This is a genomic window from Acinetobacter tandoii (assembly GCF_008867985.1).
In the GTDB taxonomy this organism is placed as follows: domain Bacteria; phylum Pseudomonadota; class Gammaproteobacteria; order Pseudomonadales; family Moraxellaceae; genus Acinetobacter; species Acinetobacter tandoii.
This window is the reverse complement of the sequence record NZ_VXLD01000004.1, coordinates 185762-203955: the sequence shown is the minus strand read 5'-3', so window position 1 is coordinate 203955 and position 18194 is coordinate 185762. Positions and strand designations below refer to the sequence as shown.

At 42.2% G+C, this 18194-nt stretch carries 14 protein-coding genes, 3 tRNA genes and 1 pseudogene; 8 read left to right on the top strand and 10 right to left on the bottom strand.

Features of this window, described 5'->3' with window-relative positions; translation table 11 throughout:
• Window positions 1–26: 26 nt before the first annotated feature.
• From F4W09_RS17455 to glyQ, 4 genes and pseudogenes are all read right to left on the bottom strand, one after another.
• Window positions 27–125, bottom strand: a pseudogene (locus tag F4W09_RS17455) (hypothetical protein); the annotation flags it as partial.
• 60 nt (window positions 126–185) lie between these two features.
• Entirely contained in the window at window positions 186–659 is a 474-nt protein-coding gene (locus F4W09_RS08525) for a hypothetical protein (protein ID WP_016168336.1), read from the bottom strand.
• An 85-nt stretch (window positions 660–744) separates the two neighbouring features.
• Window positions 745–2814, bottom strand: coding sequence for a glycine--tRNA ligase subunit beta (gene glyS / locus F4W09_RS08520; protein ID WP_016168335.1), 2070 nt, complete (start codon window positions 2812–2814; stop codon window positions 745–747).
• A complete protein-coding gene (gene glyQ, locus F4W09_RS08515; protein WP_016168334.1) occupies window positions 2814–3803 on the bottom strand; it encodes a glycine--tRNA ligase subunit alpha in 990 nt (329 codons plus the stop codon). Before glyQ ends, glyS begins: the two co-directional genes overlap by 1 nt.
• Window positions 3804–4064: 261 nt before the next feature.
• On the opposite strand from glyQ, the gene F4W09_RS08510 reads away from it, so the two are divergent.
• Both F4W09_RS08510 and F4W09_RS08505 read left to right on the top strand, forming a co-directional pair.
• Complete coding sequence (locus F4W09_RS08510) at window positions 4065–4475, top strand: lysozyme inhibitor LprI family protein (RefSeq protein ID WP_016168333.1); 411 nt, start codon at window positions 4065–4067, stop codon at window positions 4473–4475.
• 122 nt (window positions 4476–4597) lie between these two features.
• Entirely contained in the window at window positions 4598–5698 is a 1101-nt protein-coding gene (locus F4W09_RS08505) for an HPP family protein (RefSeq protein WP_016168332.1), read from the top strand.
• 85 nt (window positions 5699–5783) lie between these two features.
• On the opposite strand, the gene F4W09_RS08500 is transcribed toward F4W09_RS08505, so the two are convergent.
• Window positions 5784–6050 carry a PspC domain-containing protein gene (locus F4W09_RS08500; RefSeq protein ID WP_016168331.1) on the bottom strand — a complete coding sequence of 89 codons (267 nt, stop codon included), beginning with the start codon at window positions 6048–6050 and terminating at the stop codon, window positions 5784–5786.
• 292 nt (window positions 6051–6342) lie between these two features.
• Here F4W09_RS08500 and F4W09_RS08495 point away from each other — a divergent pair, with 292 nt between their 5' ends.
• On the top strand, window positions 6343–6999 hold the full coding sequence (locus F4W09_RS08495; RefSeq protein ID WP_151504570.1) for a hypothetical protein: 657 nt from the start codon (window positions 6343–6345) through the stop codon (window positions 6997–6999).
• Between the two features lie 98 nt (window positions 7000–7097).
• Here the strand turns inward: F4W09_RS08495 and F4W09_RS08490 are convergent.
• From F4W09_RS08490 to F4W09_RS08470, 5 genes are all read right to left on the bottom strand, one after another.
• A tRNA-Lys gene (locus F4W09_RS08490) sits at window positions 7098–7173 on the bottom strand.
• A gap of 48 nt (window positions 7174–7221) precedes the next feature.
• Window positions 7222–7297: transfer RNA gene (locus F4W09_RS08485), tRNA-Lys, on the bottom strand.
• A gap of 18 nt (window positions 7298–7315) precedes the next feature.
• A tRNA-Lys gene (locus tag F4W09_RS08480) sits at window positions 7316–7391 on the bottom strand.
• Between the two features lie 133 nt (window positions 7392–7524).
• Window positions 7525–9366 (bottom strand): long-chain-acyl-CoA synthetase, encoded by a 1842-nt coding sequence (locus F4W09_RS08475; protein ID WP_016168329.1) that lies wholly within the window; start codon window positions 9364–9366, stop codon window positions 7525–7527.
• Window positions 9367–9554: 188 nt separating this feature from the next.
• Entirely contained in the window at window positions 9555–12887 is a 3333-nt protein-coding gene (locus F4W09_RS08470; protein WP_151504569.1) for an Rne/Rng family ribonuclease, read from the bottom strand.
• Between the two features lie 755 nt (window positions 12888–13642).
• Between F4W09_RS08470 and F4W09_RS08460 the strand changes: the two genes are divergently transcribed.
• The 5 genes from F4W09_RS08460 to mhpD all read left to right on the top strand — a co-directional run bounded on the left by F4W09_RS08460 (window position 13643) and on the right by mhpD (window position 18187).
• Window positions 13643–14581, top strand: a complete 939-nt coding sequence (locus F4W09_RS08460; RefSeq protein ID WP_016168327.1) for an RluA family pseudouridine synthase — start codon at window positions 13643–13645, stop codon at window positions 14579–14581.
• A 279-nt stretch (window positions 14582–14860) separates the two neighbouring features.
• Window positions 14861–15529, top strand: coding sequence for an HAD-IA family hydrolase (locus tag F4W09_RS08455; RefSeq protein ID WP_016168326.1), 669 nt, complete (start codon window positions 14861–14863; stop codon window positions 15527–15529).
• A gap of 74 nt (window positions 15530–15603) precedes the next feature.
• On the top strand, window positions 15604–16287 hold the full coding sequence (locus tag F4W09_RS08450; RefSeq protein ID WP_016168325.1) for a helix-turn-helix transcriptional regulator: 684 nt from the start codon (window positions 15604–15606) through the stop codon (window positions 16285–16287).
• Window positions 16288–16366: 79 nt separating this feature from the next.
• Entirely contained in the window at window positions 16367–16972 is a 606-nt protein-coding gene (locus tag F4W09_RS08445; RefSeq protein WP_151504568.1) for a glutathione S-transferase family protein, read from the top strand.
• 417 nt (window positions 16973–17389) lie between these two features.
• Window positions 17390–18187: a 2-keto-4-pentenoate hydratase gene (gene mhpD / locus F4W09_RS08440; protein WP_016168322.1), complete on the top strand. Its 798-nt coding sequence runs from the start codon at window positions 17390–17392 to the stop codon at window positions 18185–18187.
• Window positions 18188–18194: the final 7 nt, after the last annotated feature.

Here is an 18194-nt window from a genome sequence, read left to right as displayed (position 1 = left end):
TTTTATTTCAGCTATTAAGTTTAGTACTACAACACCGAAATATCCGCAACACTTGTAAATAAGCCACGTAACTGAGCCAATAAATGTAAACGGTTTGCTTTTAGGTCAGCATCATCCGCTATCAAAGAAGGTATTGTTAAGTACACAAAACATTACAAGCTCAGCATCTTTACTTAAACCATTTTCTAAAGCTCTGGCAAAAAGAATAACAGCACAATAGCTCCAAAAATTCCGCTTAAGATCAGCCAGTCTTTTTTACGCATATCTGCAAGGCGAATCACCGAAAGATAAATACTGCTGAAAAAAACCAAAACAAAAATTAGCAAAACGAGCGGATTATTGAAGAAGAATTTGCTGATGCCAAATAGCACGAAAATAACGGTACTAGAAACCCAATACAGCAGAGCCAAAATAAATTTGTTCACTGATAAATTACGAACAGAACGGTCTAAACGAGGCAGAGTTATAGCTAGCATAATCAGCCCTGCAAAACCGCCTAGAATAGAGATAATCATAAAGAACAGGCCGCTCATATCTGGTTTGGTCTTTATATGAGGATATAGTTTCCATAGACCATAACCGATTACCAGTAAAAGGGTGTGGCAGAGAACAAGATAAGCATCTATACGGTAAAATTTTTTAATTGAAGTGGTATTCATTATGATGACTTCTGATTTATTCTTAATATTAAAAAACCCCACTAATTTATAGAGGGGTTCTCATTAATTTACAACCAATTAAGGCTTAGCCTTGCAACACACTCACATCAGCCACAGCAGTAAACAAGTTACGCAACTGAGCCAATAAACGTAAACGGTTTGCTTTTAGGTCAGCATCATCTGCCATAACCATTACACCATCAAAGAATGCATCAATCGGCGCGCGAAGTGCTGCAAGCTTAGAGAGTGCAGCAGTGTAGTCTTTTGCTGCAAGTAATGGTTCAACCACAGGTGTCACTGCTTGAAGCTCAGCAAATAATGCTTTTTCAGCGTCTTCAACTAAGTTCGCTTCAACTACAGAACCTTCAGGTGTTTCTTCTTTTGCAAGAATGTTAGCAACACGTTTGTTTGCCGCTGCAAGTGCAGCCGCTTCAGCCAAGTTACGGAAGTGATTTACCGCATTTACACGCTTGTCAAAATCAAGTGGAGATTTTGGAGACAAAGCTTGAACCGCTTGAATCACATCAACCGCAACGCCTTGGTCTTCGTATTTCGCACGGTAACGACCTTCTAAGAATGCAACAGCATCTGCCAAAGTCTTGTCGTGATCTTTCAATACATCGCCATAAGCCGCTAAAGCCAACTTGATGAGTGCTTCAATTGAAACATCAAGGTTGTTTTCAGTCACTAAACGCAAAATACCAATCGCAGAACGACGTAAAGCAAACGGGTCTTTAGAACCAGTCGGTGCTTGACCAATACCGAAAATACCTGTGAGCGTGTCTAAACGATCTGCAAGGGCAATGGTTGTACCTGTTTTGGTTTTTGGTAAAACATCACCAGCGAATTTCGGAAGATACTGCTCACCTAAAGCTTCAGCTACTTCGTCATTTTCGCCTTCAAGACGTGCGTAGTAAGTACCTGCAATACCTTGAAGTTCTGGGAATTCACCTACAAGCTCAGAAGTTAAGTCACATTTTGCCAGAAGTGCTGCTTTTTCAGCATCAGCAACGGTTGCACCTGTAATTGGCGCAAGGGCTACCGCCAATTTGGCAATACGTTCAGATTTGTTCCAAAGCGTACCCAATTGTGCTTGGAATACCATATTTGCCAGTTTTTCTTTACGAGATGCAAGCGGTTGCTTTTGGTCTTGTAAGAAGAAGAACTCAGCATCCGACAAACGTGGACGAACCACTTTCTCATTACCTTCAATAATTTGCGTTGGGTCTTTAGACTCAATATTGGAAACAGTAATGAAGTAAGGCTGTAACTTATTGTCGCTATTTACCAAGCAGAAGTATTTTTGGTTGTCCTGCATAGTCGTGATCAATGCTTCTTGAGGCACAGCAAGGAAACGCTCTTCAAAACTTGCACGAAGCGCAACTGGCCATTCCACCAATGCGGTCACTTCGTCACGAAGATCCGCAGGCACAATCGCAATCGCATTGACTTCATCCGCCAAAGCTTTCACTTGCTGGTCGATGATTGCTTGGCGCTCTTCAAAATTCGCCACAACTTTCGCTGCACGAAGTGCATCTAAGTAAGCATCTGCATTGGCTAAAGTAATCGCTTCAGGCGCATGGAAACGGTGACCATAAGTCACGTTGCCTGCTTTGTGATCCTGAATCGTCGCTTCAACAACATTATTGTCTTTAAGCAACACAACCCATTTTACAGGACGTACAAATTCAGTACGGCTGGCCGCTGAACGCATACGTTTTGCAATTGGAAGGTTATCCAAAGCAGTCTGTAAAATTTGTGGCAAGAGTGCTTCAAGGCTTTGACCTTTCACATCTTTCAAGAAGCAGACTTTTTCAACTTTACCTGCTTGGAATGTCGAAACTTGATCTGCTGTAATGCCTTGACCACGCATAAAGCCTTCTAAAGCTTTGGTTGGTTTGCCTTCTGCATCGTAAGCTGCTTGAACCGCAGGACCATCAAAACGCTTTTGTGTATCCGCTTGTGCAGCATCTACATTGACAATTTTAAGGGCTAAACGACGTGGTGCTGCATAGGCTTCAATCGCGTCAAATGCCAAGCCCGCATCTTTTAAGCCTTTTTCAGTTTCAGCTTTTAAAGCATCACGTAAAGTTTTCAAGCTTTTTGGTGGAAGTTCTTCACAGCCAAGTTCAAATAAAACAGTATGTTTAGACATTATTTGTTCTCCGCTGCTTTTTCAGCTTGAGCAGCTTCTGCTTCAACCTGAGCTTTTAATTGCGCTAAAACTTCATCACGTAAGTGAGGCTCTGCCATTGGGAAGCCCAATTCCGCACGCGCTTGTACATAGCTTTGTGCAATTGCACGTGCCAAAGTACGCACACGTAAAATGTAACGTTGACGTTCAGTTACCGAAATCGCACCACGTGCATCAAGCAAGTTAAAGGTATGTGATGCTTTAACCACTTGCTCATAAGCAGGAAGAGATAACTTCGCTTCGATTAAATGGTTCGCTTCACCTTCGTAGAAATCGAACAATTCAAACAATTTGTCGACAGGGGCATATTCGAAGTTATAGGTCGATTGTTCGACTTCATTTTGATGGAACACATCGCCATAGGTTACAGTACCAAACTGACCTTTGGTCCAAACCAAGTCGTAAACTGAGTCTACACCTTGTAGATACATGGATAAACGCTCTAAACCATAAGTGATTTCACCTGTGACAGGGTAGCATTCAACTCCACCGACTTGTTGGAAGTAAGTGAACTGAGTCACTTCCATACCGTTAAGCCAAACTTCCCAACCTAAGCCCCAAGCACCGAGTGTTGGAGATTCCCAGTTGTCTTCTACAAAACGGATGTCATGAACCAGTGGGTCAATACCAATCGCTTTTAATGAGTCAAGATAAAGCTGTTGGATGTTATCTGGGTTAGGCTTCAACACCACTTGGAATTGGTAATAGTGCTGTAAACGGTTCGGGTTTTCGCCATAACGACCATCTTTTGGACGACGTGAAGGTTGTACATAAGCCGCGTTCCATGTTTCTGGCCCTAATGCACGAAGGAATGTAGCAGTGTGGAAAGTCCCTGCTCCCATTTCCATATCGTAAGGTTGTAAAACCACACAACCTTGTTCAGCCCAGTAGTTTTGTAAGGCAAGAATTAAGCCTTGAAATGTATCAATATGCGATATGGCGCGACTCATGGTGCATCCATTAAAAATTAGAGAAAAATTGCCCCTAAGTATAAGGATTTTGCAGGGGAGTGGCAAAGGGTTCAGCTTGAATCATCAATTTAAAATTTATACATGTATTTGCAGCAGCTTGAACACTATTGGATGAACTGAATTGCTGAATTTAGATGCTTTAAATCTGAGTTTTAAGCTTGATGATCAATTGTGTGGATTGGGGGATCGTTAAGTATTTTGTTATAGTGACGGCAATTTATAACAACAAAAGTTCAAGCTATGCTGAAATTTATTCTATCTACCAGTGTATTGGTTTTTGGTGCTATTGGATTGGCGTGTGCCCAACAACCGACAACTGAGTCGGATCCGTATAGTGAATGTGTTGAGCAAACCATTCAAGAACAGCAATTGCCAGGGATTAACAATAGCGTGGTACAAATTTGTGCGGATCAGACTAAACAATGTTACGAAAAGCAAATTGTGGCATTACTCGATCAAATTCGCGCACAAAGTGCAGAATGGAAGCAGCCCGAACGTTACCAAGCCATTTTAAAGTCACAGCGTTTGTGGAAGGCGTATGTTGATCAAGAGTGTGATAATGCTGGACAGTATATTGGTTCGCCGATGTATGCGTATTGCCCAATGCAGCATTATGCTGAGCGGGTTGCACAGTTACAGCAATATATTTAACAGGTTATTCAACAGAATTACTCATAAAAGTAAGATATAAAATAAATGCATCTTATAGGTAAGACCACGTATAATTTTGCACCAGTTAAGTGCGAAAAAGTAGAAGGGCAGCTGTGTTTCATATGCAACTTGAATGGTTAAATACCTTAAAACCAAATTTTAAAGTGTTGCCGCTAAAGGAAAGAATACTCTGTGGTTTAGGCGCATTATTGGGCTTGGCTCTTTCCTCGCTCATCAGTTGGTGGGTGTTGGGGGATATTAATGCATGGTACATTGCCCCAATGGGAGCCTCTTCGGTGCTGCTGTTTGCTGTACCCGCCAGTCCTCTGGCGCAGCCATGGAACATGATTATTGGGAATACTTTGGCTGGTTTTATCGGCGTCACATGCGCGTTATATATGCCGAATTTAACCGAAGCCTTCAGTGTTGCGGTGGCGTTTTCGATCTTTTTGATGATGAGCACCGATTCTTTACATCCACCCAGTGGTGCAGTTGCGATTACTGCGGTATTGGGTGGTAAAAGCGTACATGAGCTGGGTTATGCTTTTATAGCCTATCCTGTGTTGTTGAATTCATTATTGCTACTGGTTATTGCCATTATTTTTAACCGATTGTTGGGGCGCCAATATCCGCAAACGGCACAGCTAAACTCACGTTCCACCGATCCAACACCGACTCAAAGAGTCACCATTCAGCCGCAAGATATTCATAATGTGTTGGAGCATCAGCCACAGTTGCTCGACATCAGTGAATATGATTTACAAAAGATTATTCTCAAGGCGCAGGAAATTGCCAACGCACGTGCAGTGAACGAACTCACCTGCCAAGACCTGATGTCTAAAGATGTACTGATGCTGAATGAGCAAGATGATATTCATCTTGCCTTAGATAAATTTAAACAGATTAATTTAATGAGCTTGCCTGTGGTCAATAACGCACGGCAGTTGGTGGGAACTCTAGCACTGTATGAAGTCGTGGAATGGTTTAAACGTGCTGCCGACCCGAAAGCCAGTTGGGAGCATCAGGTGAAACAGATTATGAATCGACAAGTGGTGACGGTACAGCCGAGCCAGCCGATTCAAGATTTGGTGCCGTATTTTGTTGAGCGTTCGTTTAACTACATTCCTGTGGTTGAGCAGCAACAGTTGGTGGGAATGATCAGTCGTGCAGATATGATTGCGGCATTAAACCAGCAATTAATTCAATTGAAAAATCAAAAATAAGTGAGCTAAATAAAAAAAGCTACGACTCTTTGGGGAAAAAGCCGTAGCGACCAAAATGGTAGGTCAAAAGATGTTGTTTTAAAATCTATAATGGCGTCTTGTTGTTATTCACAGTACGTATAGGGCGGTGGTAATTTGATGCATCTGAATCCATCGCTTCTACCCGTTTTGGAATGACGAGCCATAAAATCAAATAAACTAAAATGCCTGGAAATGCGGCACTCATGACTGAAACCAAAAAGAAAATAATTCTTAATAAGTTTGCATTCCAACCAAAACGTTCAGCAATACCGCCTATAACACCTGCAATTATATTTTGGCGATTCGAACGATATAAACCAACATTGGCCATTCAGGTCTCCTTGAAAATAGAATGAGAGATATTTTGTAATCTCATAATTAAGAAATGGTGATGCAATTCAATTTTTAAAGCAAAGCCAGCACGAAAATAGTTAAGTTATGTAAATACATATAGGCGTTCAGCCGAGCTCTACATAAAATGTGATCAAATTTACAGATACCTTTGTTTTTGATAAGTAAATACAGGTACTTGCAATGCTATTGCTGAATTTAAGGATAAATGACGCAATAACATTTTTTACCCTTTGGGTGCTCGGTTAAATAAATGTGGGTTGTGTATTAACGTGATGAAATGGAAAAGTGTACGACTTCATCAGAAGTTCGGAGAGACGTTATTGGGGTGTTTATGCATCAGTCTAATTTTGACAGCATGTAGTCGTTCAACTCCTCCAGATGCTGATCAGACGGTATCTGCTTCTGAAGCACAGCCTACATCTACTGCCCATTCACAGCAGTCGGGCAAGAAACTCACAGAACTGGCAGGGCAGGCGAGTATGCCTAACGAGTCGGTATCAAAAGTGCAACAAGATTTAGTCGATGAACAAGCTCCCTATGTTGGGCGTTATCATGTCAAGATTTCCTGTAAAGATGATTTTGTTCAATGTTCCGAAGGTTCAGCAGAATATATTCTGACTTTGGCTGCCGATGGTTCTGCCTATCGGAGTATTGTTTATACGGGTAAGCTGTTTAGTGAAAAAATGGCTGAAGACAGCAATATTCGAACCTATCGACGTGATACGTGGTCAGTGAATCCAGAAGATTCTGAATTGGTGGTGCATTTGGAAGAGGGTGCGGAATTTTATTATCGAGTGGATAAACAACATAATCTTATTTTAGATTTGGATCGAACTTTAGATCTGGACAATCAAATTAATCAGCATTTATTTGCAGCGGGTTATCCGATGCCAACACAAGCCTATCGTTTAATTAAAGATCAATAATTTGCAATGAAATTAGAAGCGATAAAGATGCTATGAAAATGCAGTAACTATGCGGAGAGCGGTGCTAAAAGAGATATTTTAAGATGTTTTGCAATAAATGGTGGGTCGTCCGCGACTCGAACGCGGGACCAACGGATTAAAAGTCCGCTGCTCTACCAACTGAGCTAACGACCCATTTAGAATGTTTTCACATTATGACAGCTTTTAGATAAAGCTTAAAGATGGTGGGTCGTCCGCGACTCGAACGCGGGACCAACGGATTAAAAGTCCGCTGCTCTACCAACTGAGCTAACGACCCATCAGGAATCAAAATAAGTGGTGGGTCGTCCGCGACTCGAACGCGGGACCAACGGATTAAAAGTCCGCTGCTCTACCAACTGAGCTAACGACCCATCTCGTTTTGATGGAGCGTATTGTAGCAAGATATCGAACGAGCGCAAGAGAAAAATCGCAAAGTTGTTGATGTTTGATTATAAATACAACAACTTTGCCTGATTTTATGCAAAAAATTGCCAAAATTTCAATTTAGAAGCGATATTGATACTGCTGAATATTGCTGTAAATTTCAGTACTCATATGGCAATAGGCACTGCTATTTGGCAATAAGACTAATATTTGCTCATCGGTTTTTTCTGGATTGAAAGCTTGTTCTTTTAGCTTGTTCTTCTGATATTTAAAGGTGCCTGTGGTTTCTACTTGTTTCTGAACACGTAAAAATACAGGAATCGCATAGGCAGGTAGACTCTTTTTGAAGCAACTGAGCATGGCTTGCAGGTCTTGTTCATTCAGTTGGGCTTGCTCTGCTAAGGTGATGGCTGCCATGCCTGCGCGTCCATTGGTGTGTGGAATTTCTACACCATACACCACAGCTTCGACAATCTTTGGATATTCACACAACATATTCTCGACTTCGGTGGTGGAAACATTTTCCCCTTTCCAGCGGAAGGTGTCGCCGAGACGATCTACAAACTGTGCATGACGGAAACCAATATCACGGACTAAATCACCCGTATTAAAGTAGGCATCCCCGTTCTTAAACACGTTGGACATAATCACGGATTTGTTTTTTTCAGGGTCGGTATAACCATCAAAAGGGGAGCGACGTGTAATTTTACCGATCAACAAGCCGACTTCGCCTTTACTTACTTTTTGGCACCAACCATGTGCGTCTCGAATAGGTTCATTTTTCTCTTTGTCGAATTGAACAATGGCATACGGTGTTGGGGAGAATCCGACAGTATTGTCGAAATTAAATACATTGCTAAAGCCAACGTTACCTTCACTAGATGCGTAGAGTTCAAGCACTTCTTCTACACCAAAACGTTGTTTAAATTTATCCCAGATATTCGGGCGCATGCCATTGCCAATCATTTTTTTGACACGATGGGCATGGTCTAACTCCGATGCAGGTGCATCCATTAAGTAACGGCATAGCTCTCCTACATAGCCAATCGCAGATGCGTTAAATTTTTGCACATCTTTCCAAAATGCAGAGGTCGAATATTTGCGTCGTAATGCCAAAGTCGCACTACTTGCAATCACGCCACACCAGCACACCACAATGCCTGTCGCATGGTAGAGTGGTAAGGTAACGTACATAACATCATCACTGTTTAAATCCAACACGTGCCCATAAGTGCCATAGGCAAGTGTCCAGCGGCTATGGGTGAAGATGACCGCTTTCGGTAAGCCCGTGGTGCCCGAAGTATAGATGTAAAATAGTCCATCTTTGCCTTTAACACTATGTGTGGTTGGCGTGTTAAAGGTCGGGAAGGTGGTGATTTCATCGGCTAAATTTAGATAATGTGCGGGTGCTGTACCTGCATATTGACGTGTTTCTTGATCGGCAAACCAATAAAAGCGCTGCTCAGGCAAATTAAGCTCTTGACGAATTTCATCTACGGCAGCGCGGCATTCTTCACCGACAATCAGTGCAATTGGGTTGACCAAATTAATACTATGTGCCAAGACTTTGCCAACTTGTGAAGTATTCACTAAAGCAGCAGTTACCCCGATTTTTGCCAAGGCTAAGACACTGGCAACCAGTTCTGGGCGGTTTTCAACCATCACTGCAATGACATCACCTTTTTGTGCGCCAATCGACAGATAATAATGTCCGATTTGGTTTGCCCAATCATTGAGTTGCTGGTAAGTATATTTCTGTTCTTCAAATAATAATGCATAGCCATGTGGGTTGCGTTTTACGGCTTTTTCAAACGCAATACCTAAGCCCGCGGGTGAGTTCGGGGTACGTAAATATGCTTGTTTCAACCCTGTAACCAGATGCGGAAGTTTTCCAATAAATTGTGGGATTTTGGCAGCGACGTCTGTAATTCCAATAAGATCGCTCTGTGTGGTTTGGCTCATAAGAATCCTATTTATTTTTCGTGTCCAATACGATGTCTTTGTCTACAGGTTGAACGAAGTAATCTGTACAGTTGTCCTTTTAATCGTTTCTTTCTAGTGCAATCAACCTAATCTGTTCAAAATAACAAAAAAAACCTAGCCATCGAAATGACTAGGTTTTAATTATTTTACAACAATTGGGTAAATACTTACTCTGCTGTAGGTGTGGTTTTTTTCGGTGGGCGACCACGAGGACGACGCGGACGAGCTTTTTCTTTCTCTTCCTTTTCAGCCGCAGTTTCTTCTGTCGCTGTATCTTCGATAACATCTACAGCCAACTCAGTCTGTACAGGTTCTGCTTTCGCTTTGGCTTTCGCAGGCGCCTTTGTTTCAACCGTTACATCTTCTGCTACTACTGGTTCAGCAACAGCTTCGGTTACAGTAACTTCAGTAGCTGCTTCGACAGGTTCAACCACCTCAGCAACGTTTTCAACTACTGCCACAGCAGTTGGTTTAGCTGCAACTGGTGCTTCTTCCGCTTGTGCTTGCTTTGCTTGTGCTAGAGCTTGCTCAGCGGCTTGTTTTGCTAAACGACGACGTTCACGCGGGTCATTGGCAACACGCTTTTCTGACTCAGGCTTTGGTGGTGTTAAGTCCAACACTGGCGCAGGTTCAGCTTCAGGAGTAGCTTTCGCAACTTCGACATCACGCGTGACAGGTTTTTTCTCAACTTCAATGTTTACAGTGCTGGTATTGAGGCTCGCTGCATATTCAGCAGTGAACTTTTCTAATGCACGGTTGAAGGTTGGAATCAAACCAAATTGCTCAATCAGTACGGCACAGTCTTCACCATATACTTGACGAATTAAGCTACCTACCGTGTATTGTGATAAAGTCGGCACTTGTGATGGATTAAGCTTAGGCGCTTGCACTTGTTTAGCTTGAGCATCACGTTGTTGACGACGACGCATACGCGGGTCATTGCTCGCACGTTTGCCATCAGAGCGAGGTTTTTGCTCCTCTGTTTTAACTTCAGCAGTTGGTGTTTGAGTTTGAACTTCAACTTCAACTTTTGCTTCAGGTTCAACCGCTACAGGAGTTGCCTTAACCACTTCTGATGTTTCTGTGGTAGTAGGTTTTTCTGCTTCAACGGCCTTTGCAGTTGAGGTTGTGTTGATGGCAATGATTTCGCTTTGAGCTTGATCAACATTCACCACAAGTGCTGTCGGCAGGATGTCTTGACGCGGAGCATCAATCACTTCTACCTTGACCTGTTGCTCATCGACCACGACTGGAGCAGGTGTAGCTACAGCAGCTTGCTGTTCATTGAATACACTTTGGTCGCGGTGGCGATTTGGGCGATTTGGACGCTGTTGGTTGTTACGGTCACGACGTGGTACAGCTTGCTCAGCATGAATTTCGTTCTGTTGATCTTGCTGTTGAGGGTGACGTTGTTGCTGACGTTGGCGCTTTTGTTCACGCTGTTCTTGACGTTGCTCTTGGCGCGTCATTTGCACAACTTCTTCAACCACTTGATTTTGTTCTTGTGGTTGCTCACGTTGTTCGCGTTGCTTGTTGTTGTTACGCTTTTTGTTGTGACGTTGCGATTTTTCTTCTTTCTCAGAATTTTTTTCTACAAAGTCACGTTGCTCCGCTTTTTGTGGAGCAGATGTTGCTGATAAGTACACGTTGTTGCTGGCTACAGGCGTAGGCGCAACAGCAACAGGTGTAGTCACTTGACCAAACTGGCCGCGACTGACAGCACCACCATTCACCATTTGCTCAATTGCAGCTGCTGCATTATTTGCTGTACGTGCTTGATCTACAGTTGCAGCTTGCTTTTGAACAAACAAGTTTTCTAACCATGCACATGGGCTGCTTGATGCAGTTGGTGCAGCAGCAGGAGTTTGCTGTTGTTGAGCAGCTTGCTGTGGCTTTTTCTTGCCATGTTTGTCAGCAACTGGTGCAACACTTGGTTGTTGATCGGCATCTTCTAAGTGCCAATCTGAAGCTTCATAACCCAATTCTTTTTCGCTAGAACGAGTTGCTTCAGTACGTTCATAGCTGGTTGGCGCGAAGCCTTCAGGGTTATAAGAAATCTCGTAATGAGGCGTTTCTAAGTGTGGGTGCGGCAATACCGTTACACGCACATTTGACGTTTGTTCTAAGTAAACCAAGCTGTGACGCTTTTCATTCAATAAGAATGCTGCAATTTCTACAGGCACTTCAACTTGCACTTCACCATGACGTTCACGTAGGGCTATTTCTTCCACTTTACGCATAATTGAAAGTGAAAGTGAGCGCAAGTCACGCACCATACCTGTACCGTGGCAACGTGGGCAAACATAACCAGTGGCTTCTTCTAAAGATGGGCGTAAGCGTTGACGGCTCATTTCCATTAAACCGAAGCGAGACAATTGACCAAACTGAATACGCGCGCGGTCGCTTTGGGTGGCTTCACGTAATTTCGCTTCAACCATACGTTGGTTACGGTCTTTGGTCATGTCGATGAAGTCGATCACTACCAAACCGCCAATATCACGTAAGCGCAATTGACGTGCAATTTCTTCAGCAGCTTCAAGGTTGGTATTGAGTGCGGTTTCTTCTACATCGTGTCCACGAGTCGATTTTGCCGAGTTAATGTCGATAGAAACCAAAGCTTCTGTTTGGTCAATCACGATTGAACCACCAGAAGGCAATTTCACTTCACGCTCGTAAGCGGTTTGAATTTGGCTTTCGATACCAAAATGAGCAAATAAAGGCTCATTTAAAGTATAAGTTTTTAACTTGTCGATTTGACGAGGCATCACCGCTTTTACGAAGTTATAAGCTTCGTTATAGGCTTGCTCAGAGTCAATTAAAATTTCAGCGACATCATCACGTAAGTAATCACGGATGGCACGTGTCACTACACCTGCTTCTTGGTGCACCAACATTGGTGATGGACCAGAACTCGCTGTATTTTGAATTTGTGCCCAAAGGTCGAGAAGGTGCTGTAGATCGAGTTGTAATTCTTCTTGAGAACGACCAATACCCGCAGTACGTACAATCACGCTCATGCCACGAGGCACATTGAGTGATGCAAGCATTTCTTTCAATTCTTCACGAACCGAACCCGAAATTTGACGGCTGATACCACCACCTTTTGGATTGTTAGGCATGAGGACTAAATAGCGACCTGCCAAAGAAATGAAGGTAGAAAGTGCAGCGCCTTTGTTGCCACGCTCTTCTTTTTCAACTTGGACTAAAAGTTCAGTGCCTTCAGTAATCAGTTCACGGATATTTGAAGTCTGGCGCGGGTCAGCTTTATAGTATGAATTTGCGATTTCACGCATCGACAAGAAACCTTGACGCCCCGCACCGTATTCAACGAATACAGCTTCTAAAGAAGGCTCAACGCGAGTCACGTGACCTTTATAGATATTCGATTTTTTTTGTTCACGGGTACGATTTTCTAAATCAAAATCGTAAAGACGCTGACCTGTAACCAGTGCAACGCGGATTTCCTCGGCATGTGTTGCATTAATCAACATACGTTTCATGGGTGTAACACCTTATAGTGATACACAGCAAAAAATCGCTATACACGTAGCGAACATCAAACATCACGGATCAAACTCAGATCTCAAATAAACCAATTGTGGTCTGAGGGTTTTCACTGGCCTTTTTAAAGATGGGCTCCAGTTTTGATTCACGTATTGATGATGGCAATACGGCTTCAATCTTTAAACGATTAAAGTCACCTGCACACTTCACTGGCGGACAAGCGGTGCATTGGATGTGAGTAACTTTCACTGTCACATTGCTCGAAGAGCATCCCTACATAAGAGTGTCTTGATACGGAATTATCGTCGTATCTTTACAAATTGTGCAGATCCAATGCATCAGACGCTGTAGCCTGAATGTGGTTTCAGGGTGCGACTAATCTGATGTGTATCAGTTTACGTTTAAAAACCAACTTGAGGTTGGCGACATATTTTTTCAGGCAAACTGATTTATGTACCTGAGGTACAATTAAACGCAACAGTTTGCAGTTTTGCCGATATAATAAGCCTTCGGCGTCGGCATAATTCTTTTGGGACCTTTCCGAGTTTATAATCAAAATTTCAGCCATATTTCAATATGAATATAATTGAAATGTGTTGATGATGATTCACTTACGGTGGTTTCCGTGCGCTGACTATAGCAAACCTTGCATCATCTGCCTATGGGCTAAGCTTACGTTTCTAGTGAAAAGTATAGCCTAAATGATCAGTTTTTAATCAATTTTAGTATTTTTTTAGGTCACAGTATCTGTATGAATTCTACGCAAGAATGGCAAAGTGTCACTTGGTTTGAAGTGGATGAGCATCAAGCGGGTCAACGCATCGATAATTTTTTATTTAGCCGACTCAAGGGTGTACCGAAAAGTCGCATTTATCGTTTGATTCGTGAAGGGCAGGTGCGCGTGAACAAAAAGCGCATTAAAGCCGAAACTAAATTGGCGATTGGTGACCAGATTCGTGTTGCACCGATTCGTTATGAACAAAAAGATGAAACGGCAGCACCTGTGTCTGACAAAGTGGCGCAAAGCTTACTGAGTCGTGTGGTGTATGAAGATGAAGGCTTGATGGTGGTGAATAAGCCTTCGGGCATCGCGGTACATGGCGGCAGTGGCGTGGCTTATGGTCTGATTGAAGGCTTACGGGCTGCGACGGGTAAAAAATATTTGGAACTGATTCACCGTATTGACCGTGATACATCTGGCTTGGTGATGATTTCTAAAAAACGTAGTGTGTTAAAAACTTTGCAAGATATGCTGCGTGAACACAAAATTAAAAAGACTTATGCTGCTGTGGTCAAAGGTGTTGTGAGCCTTGATAAACAGTTGATTGATGCGCCTTTACATCGTTATGAACTCTCGAACGGTGAACGTCGTGTGCGCGTATCTAAAGAAGGGAAAGATTCGAAAACTCAGTGGAATGTCGCTGAGCGTTTTATGCATGCGACTTTGGTGTATGCTTCACCGCTTTCAGGTCGTACCCATCAAATTCGTGTACATGGTTTAAGTATTGGTCATCCCTTGGTTGGTGATGATAAATATGGTCATGAAACTGAGTACAATGGCCCTAAACCGCGTCGGTTATGTTTACACGCTATGCGTTTGGATATTCCTGGTTATCCACCAATTGAAGCGCCTTTACCTGAGGATATGCAGAGTATTGTGGCGCAGTTAAGAGCACAGAAAAAGGACTAAACCTTTTCCCTCTCCTTTGGAGAGGGTTAGAGAGAGGTAATAAAATAGGACCTCTTTTGTCGTGATTAACTGGAAATGATGCTGTATTGGTCATTTTTACTTTTCAAAGATGAAAAGTAACAAAAATCTTTTGTTGAGCTGATGGAACGTCCTGAACGCGCTTTAAGCACTGCTTTAAAGCGAAGTGCAAGTCAGCTCAACGGCGACATCCTTGTCGCCATCATGTAGCAAATGCATCGTGTAAATTTTCTTCATAAAAGCAAATATTGGAACCCCAGCATGCAAAAACCTGTAGAACTGATTATCTTTGATTGGGATGGCACATTATTTGATTCAGTGGGGCAAATTGTAGATAGTCTTTTGTTTGCAGCGCAGCAATTTGAACAACCCCTAACTCCTGAAGCGGCAAAAAGTATTATTGGTTTGGGTTTGCCTGAAGTCGCTCAAGTTTTATTTCCGACAGTGCCTGAATTACATACTGATCTTTTGAAATGTTATGGCGATCATTACGTTGCACATTCAAAGGATGATGCCTGGTTTGCGGGTATTGCGGAAATGTTGTACGGACTCAAAAATCAGGGTGCACGACTTGCGGTGGCGACAGGTAAAAGCCGTAGAGGTTTGGATCGTGTGCTGGCTCAAACCAATAGTCATGATTTGTTTGAGATTACGCGTGCAGCAAGTGAAACTAAGTCTAAACCTGATCCGTTGATGTTGCGGGAAATCTTACAGTTCACAGGCTTACGTCCAGAACAGGCAATTATGGTCGGGGATACTTCTTATGATTTGGAAATGGCACAAAATATTGCCATGCCAAGAGTCGGCGTCGCCTATGGTGTACATACTAAAAATATTTTGCAGCAGTTTAATCCGTTGACCATTGCCGATGATGTCGCAAGTTTAGATCAGTTTTTAAATCTGCAAGTCAATGCTTCTGATGTCGCTTAAGCAAAGTTGATTATTTTTCAAGGCGTGTAAGGATATACGCCTAAAATTACTTTTGAATAACAAGAAAATCCGCTATGAGCCGTTCTATTCGATTACTTCATTTATTACAGCATCTTCGTGAACAGCGTTATCCTGTTACTGCGCAGCGTTTGGCTGAACATTTACAAATCAGTGTGCGAAGTGTTTATCGAGATATTGAAAGTTTACGTGATCAAGGGGTCAATATTGAGGGAAGTGTTGGTGTAGGCTTTCAATTAAAAGAAAACTTTCTTCTTCCACCTATGAGTTTGGATGAATCAGAAATTGAAGCCATGTATCTGGCATTACAATGGGCCAAATCTATTCCTGATCAAGCATTACAACAGGCTTCACATTCAGTGTTGAGCAAATTAAGAGCTGTATTACCGCAAAGAAAACAAGAATTTTTAAACGATACCTATCTCAAATCTATTCATTCATGGATTGATGTTGACCAAACGGTTGTGGAACAAGTTCGTATCGCCATTCGTTTACAAACTAAAATCCAGATTGATTATATTGATGAACAAAAACAGATTTCACACAGGCAATTATGGCCGTTTGCATTGGGATATTTTAATGACAAAATGTTATTGGCTGCGTGGTGTGAATTACGGGAAGATTTTAGAAATTTCCGTTTAGATCGAATACAAACGCTCATATTAACTGAACAAGTCTATCCTCAATTTAAGCGTCATTTATTTCAGCAATGGTGTCAAAAGGAATTTTCAAATTCATAAAAATGCCCCAACACTACTGACAAAAACTGACACAGCCTCGTTCTATTCTAAAAAAACAATAAACACAGAGGATAGAACAATGGCTTTAACTTTATATACAAATAAACAATCTCGCGGCGTTGTGGTGGATTGGCTCATTCTTGATTTGGGGATTGAGGTTGAACGTATAGAAGTCGCTTATGGCGAGGAAATGAAATCAGCCGAATTTTTAAAACTCAACCCTTTTGGTAAAGTGCCAGTTTTGGTTGACGGTGATATAGTGATTTATGAGTTGGATGCCATTTGTGCATATTTGGCAGATAAATTCTTTGAAAAAGGTTTAGCGCCTGCACTCGATGATCCGAAAAGAGGCCTATATTATCGTTGGTTATTCTTTGGTGCAGGCCCGTTTGCAGCAGCTTCGGACAATGAGCATTTAAAAGTTCAGGTTGCACCAGAGCAAAAAATGTTTATGGGCTATGGTGATTATCAGGATACCTATCAAGCCTTGGTTCAAGGTTTGGAACAGGCAAGCCCGTATTTATGCGGTTCACAGTTTACGGCAGCCGATATTAGTTTAGGGGCAATGATCATGTGGCAATTAAAAATGAATTTATTAAAACCACATCCTGCAATTGACCGCTATGTATCGGCCATACAGCAACGTGAAAGTTTAAAGAAAAATCCTGCTTTGTTTGCAGCATAAGGTCATTTGACTCAAAAAAGCCTCTGATGAAAGAGGCTTTTTTGAGTTGTAGATTTATCCCCAGAGACTGCTCGCGTATTATTTTTTAGTCGTAGGTGAAAAAATTTAATCCACTATATAAAGCCTAATTCTGAATGGTTTGCGCATTTTTCTCTTTGATTTTTCTACACTGTTTATTTTGATGGATAAAACAAAAAAGATTTATAAGTTCTAACTATTGTAAAAAATAAAATAAGTATTGGCGTAAAGCCGTCATTTTTCCGATGCTTGAACTGTTTATACACATACGCGTTTTATAGATGATCAGACAGCGCTTGTCTGTCGCAATTGTTCTAATCGATCTGAGTTTTAAATCTGACTCAATCATTTTTCATCTAAAACAGTATCCGTCCATTTTTGCAGTTTAAGGAAATCTAGATGTCGAATTCTGCTGTTTTTGAATCCGTTGCGCAGGCTTTACGTAACGCTGAGCTTACACAGACTGCGATAGCACCCATTCGCCCACAACTGGGTGCGGAACAAGCAGACGTCGATAGTGCCTATGCGGTTCAGGAAGTAAATACTCAACGTGCCTTAAAAGAAGGGCGTCGCTTAGTAGGGCGTAAAATTGGCCTGACGTCTAAAGTAGTACAAGCGCAACTTGGGGTCGACCAACCTGACTTTGGAATGTTATTCGCAGACATGGCTTATGGGGATGGCGAAGTCATTCCAGCAGGATTATTGATTCAGCCGAAAGTCGAAGCTGAAATTGCGTTGGTGATTAACAAAGATTTAACCCAAAAAAAACATAGTTATGCGGACATTATCAGTGCAACTGAGTATGCCTTGCCTGCGATAGAAGTCGTGGATAGCCGTATTGAAAACTGGAAAATTTCATTGATTGATACTGTAGCGGACAATGCGTCTTCTGCAGCGTTTGTGTTGGGTTCACGTCCAGTCAAATTAGATCAACTTGACTTGGTCAATTGCAAAATGACCATGACTCGTGGGGATGAAGTGGTTTCGCAAGGCATCGGTAAAGCCTGCTTAGCGAACCCTTTAAATGCCGCAGTTTGGCTTGCCGATGAAATGGTACGCCGTGGTCGTCCATTGCTTGCTGGCGACATCATCTTAACGGGTGCTTTAGGCCCAATGGTGATTGTACAACCGGGTGATGAATTTAAAGTTGAAATTGAAGGATTTGGTTCAGTAGTCGCTGCGTTTGCTGCGGAATAAATTGGAT

Coding starts and splice junctions, on each gene's coding strand:
- glyS (WP_016168335.1), bottom strand. CDS start 2,814: ATGTCTAAACATACTGTTTTATTTGAACTTGGCTGTGAAGAACTTCCA.
- F4W09_RS08445 (WP_151504568.1), top strand. CDS start 16,367: ATGGCTTTAACTTTATATACAAATAAACAATCTCGCGGCGTTGTGGTG.
- F4W09_RS08505 (WP_016168332.1), top strand. CDS start 4,598: ATGCAACTTGAATGGTTAAATACCTTAAAACCAAATTTTAAAGTGTTG.
- F4W09_RS08475 (WP_016168329.1), bottom strand. CDS start 9,366: ATGAGCCAAACCACACAGAGCGATCTTATTGGAATTACAGACGTCGCT.
- F4W09_RS08450 (WP_016168325.1), top strand. CDS start 15,604: ATGAGCCGTTCTATTCGATTACTTCATTTATTACAGCATCTTCGTGAA.
- F4W09_RS08525 (WP_016168336.1), bottom strand. CDS start 659: ATGAATACCACTTCAATTAAAAAATTTTACCGTATAGATGCTTATCTT.
- F4W09_RS08460 (WP_016168327.1), top strand. CDS start 13,643: ATGAATTCTACGCAAGAATGGCAAAGTGTCACTTGGTTTGAAGTGGAT.
- F4W09_RS08500 (WP_016168331.1), bottom strand. CDS start 6,050: ATGGCCAATGTTGGTTTATATCGTTCGAATCGCCAAAATATAATTGCA.
- F4W09_RS08510 (WP_016168333.1), top strand. CDS start 4,065: ATGCTGAAATTTATTCTATCTACCAGTGTATTGGTTTTTGGTGCTATT.
- glyQ (WP_016168334.1), bottom strand. CDS start 3,803: ATGAGTCGCGCCATATCGCATATTGATACATTTCAAGGCTTAATTCTT.
- mhpD (WP_016168322.1), top strand. CDS start 17,390: ATGTCGAATTCTGCTGTTTTTGAATCCGTTGCGCAGGCTTTACGTAAC.
- F4W09_RS08470 (WP_151504569.1), bottom strand. CDS start 12,887: ATGAAACGTATGTTGATTAATGCAACACATGCCGAGGAAATCCGCGTT.
- F4W09_RS08455 (WP_016168326.1), top strand. CDS start 14,861: ATGCAAAAACCTGTAGAACTGATTATCTTTGATTGGGATGGCACATTA.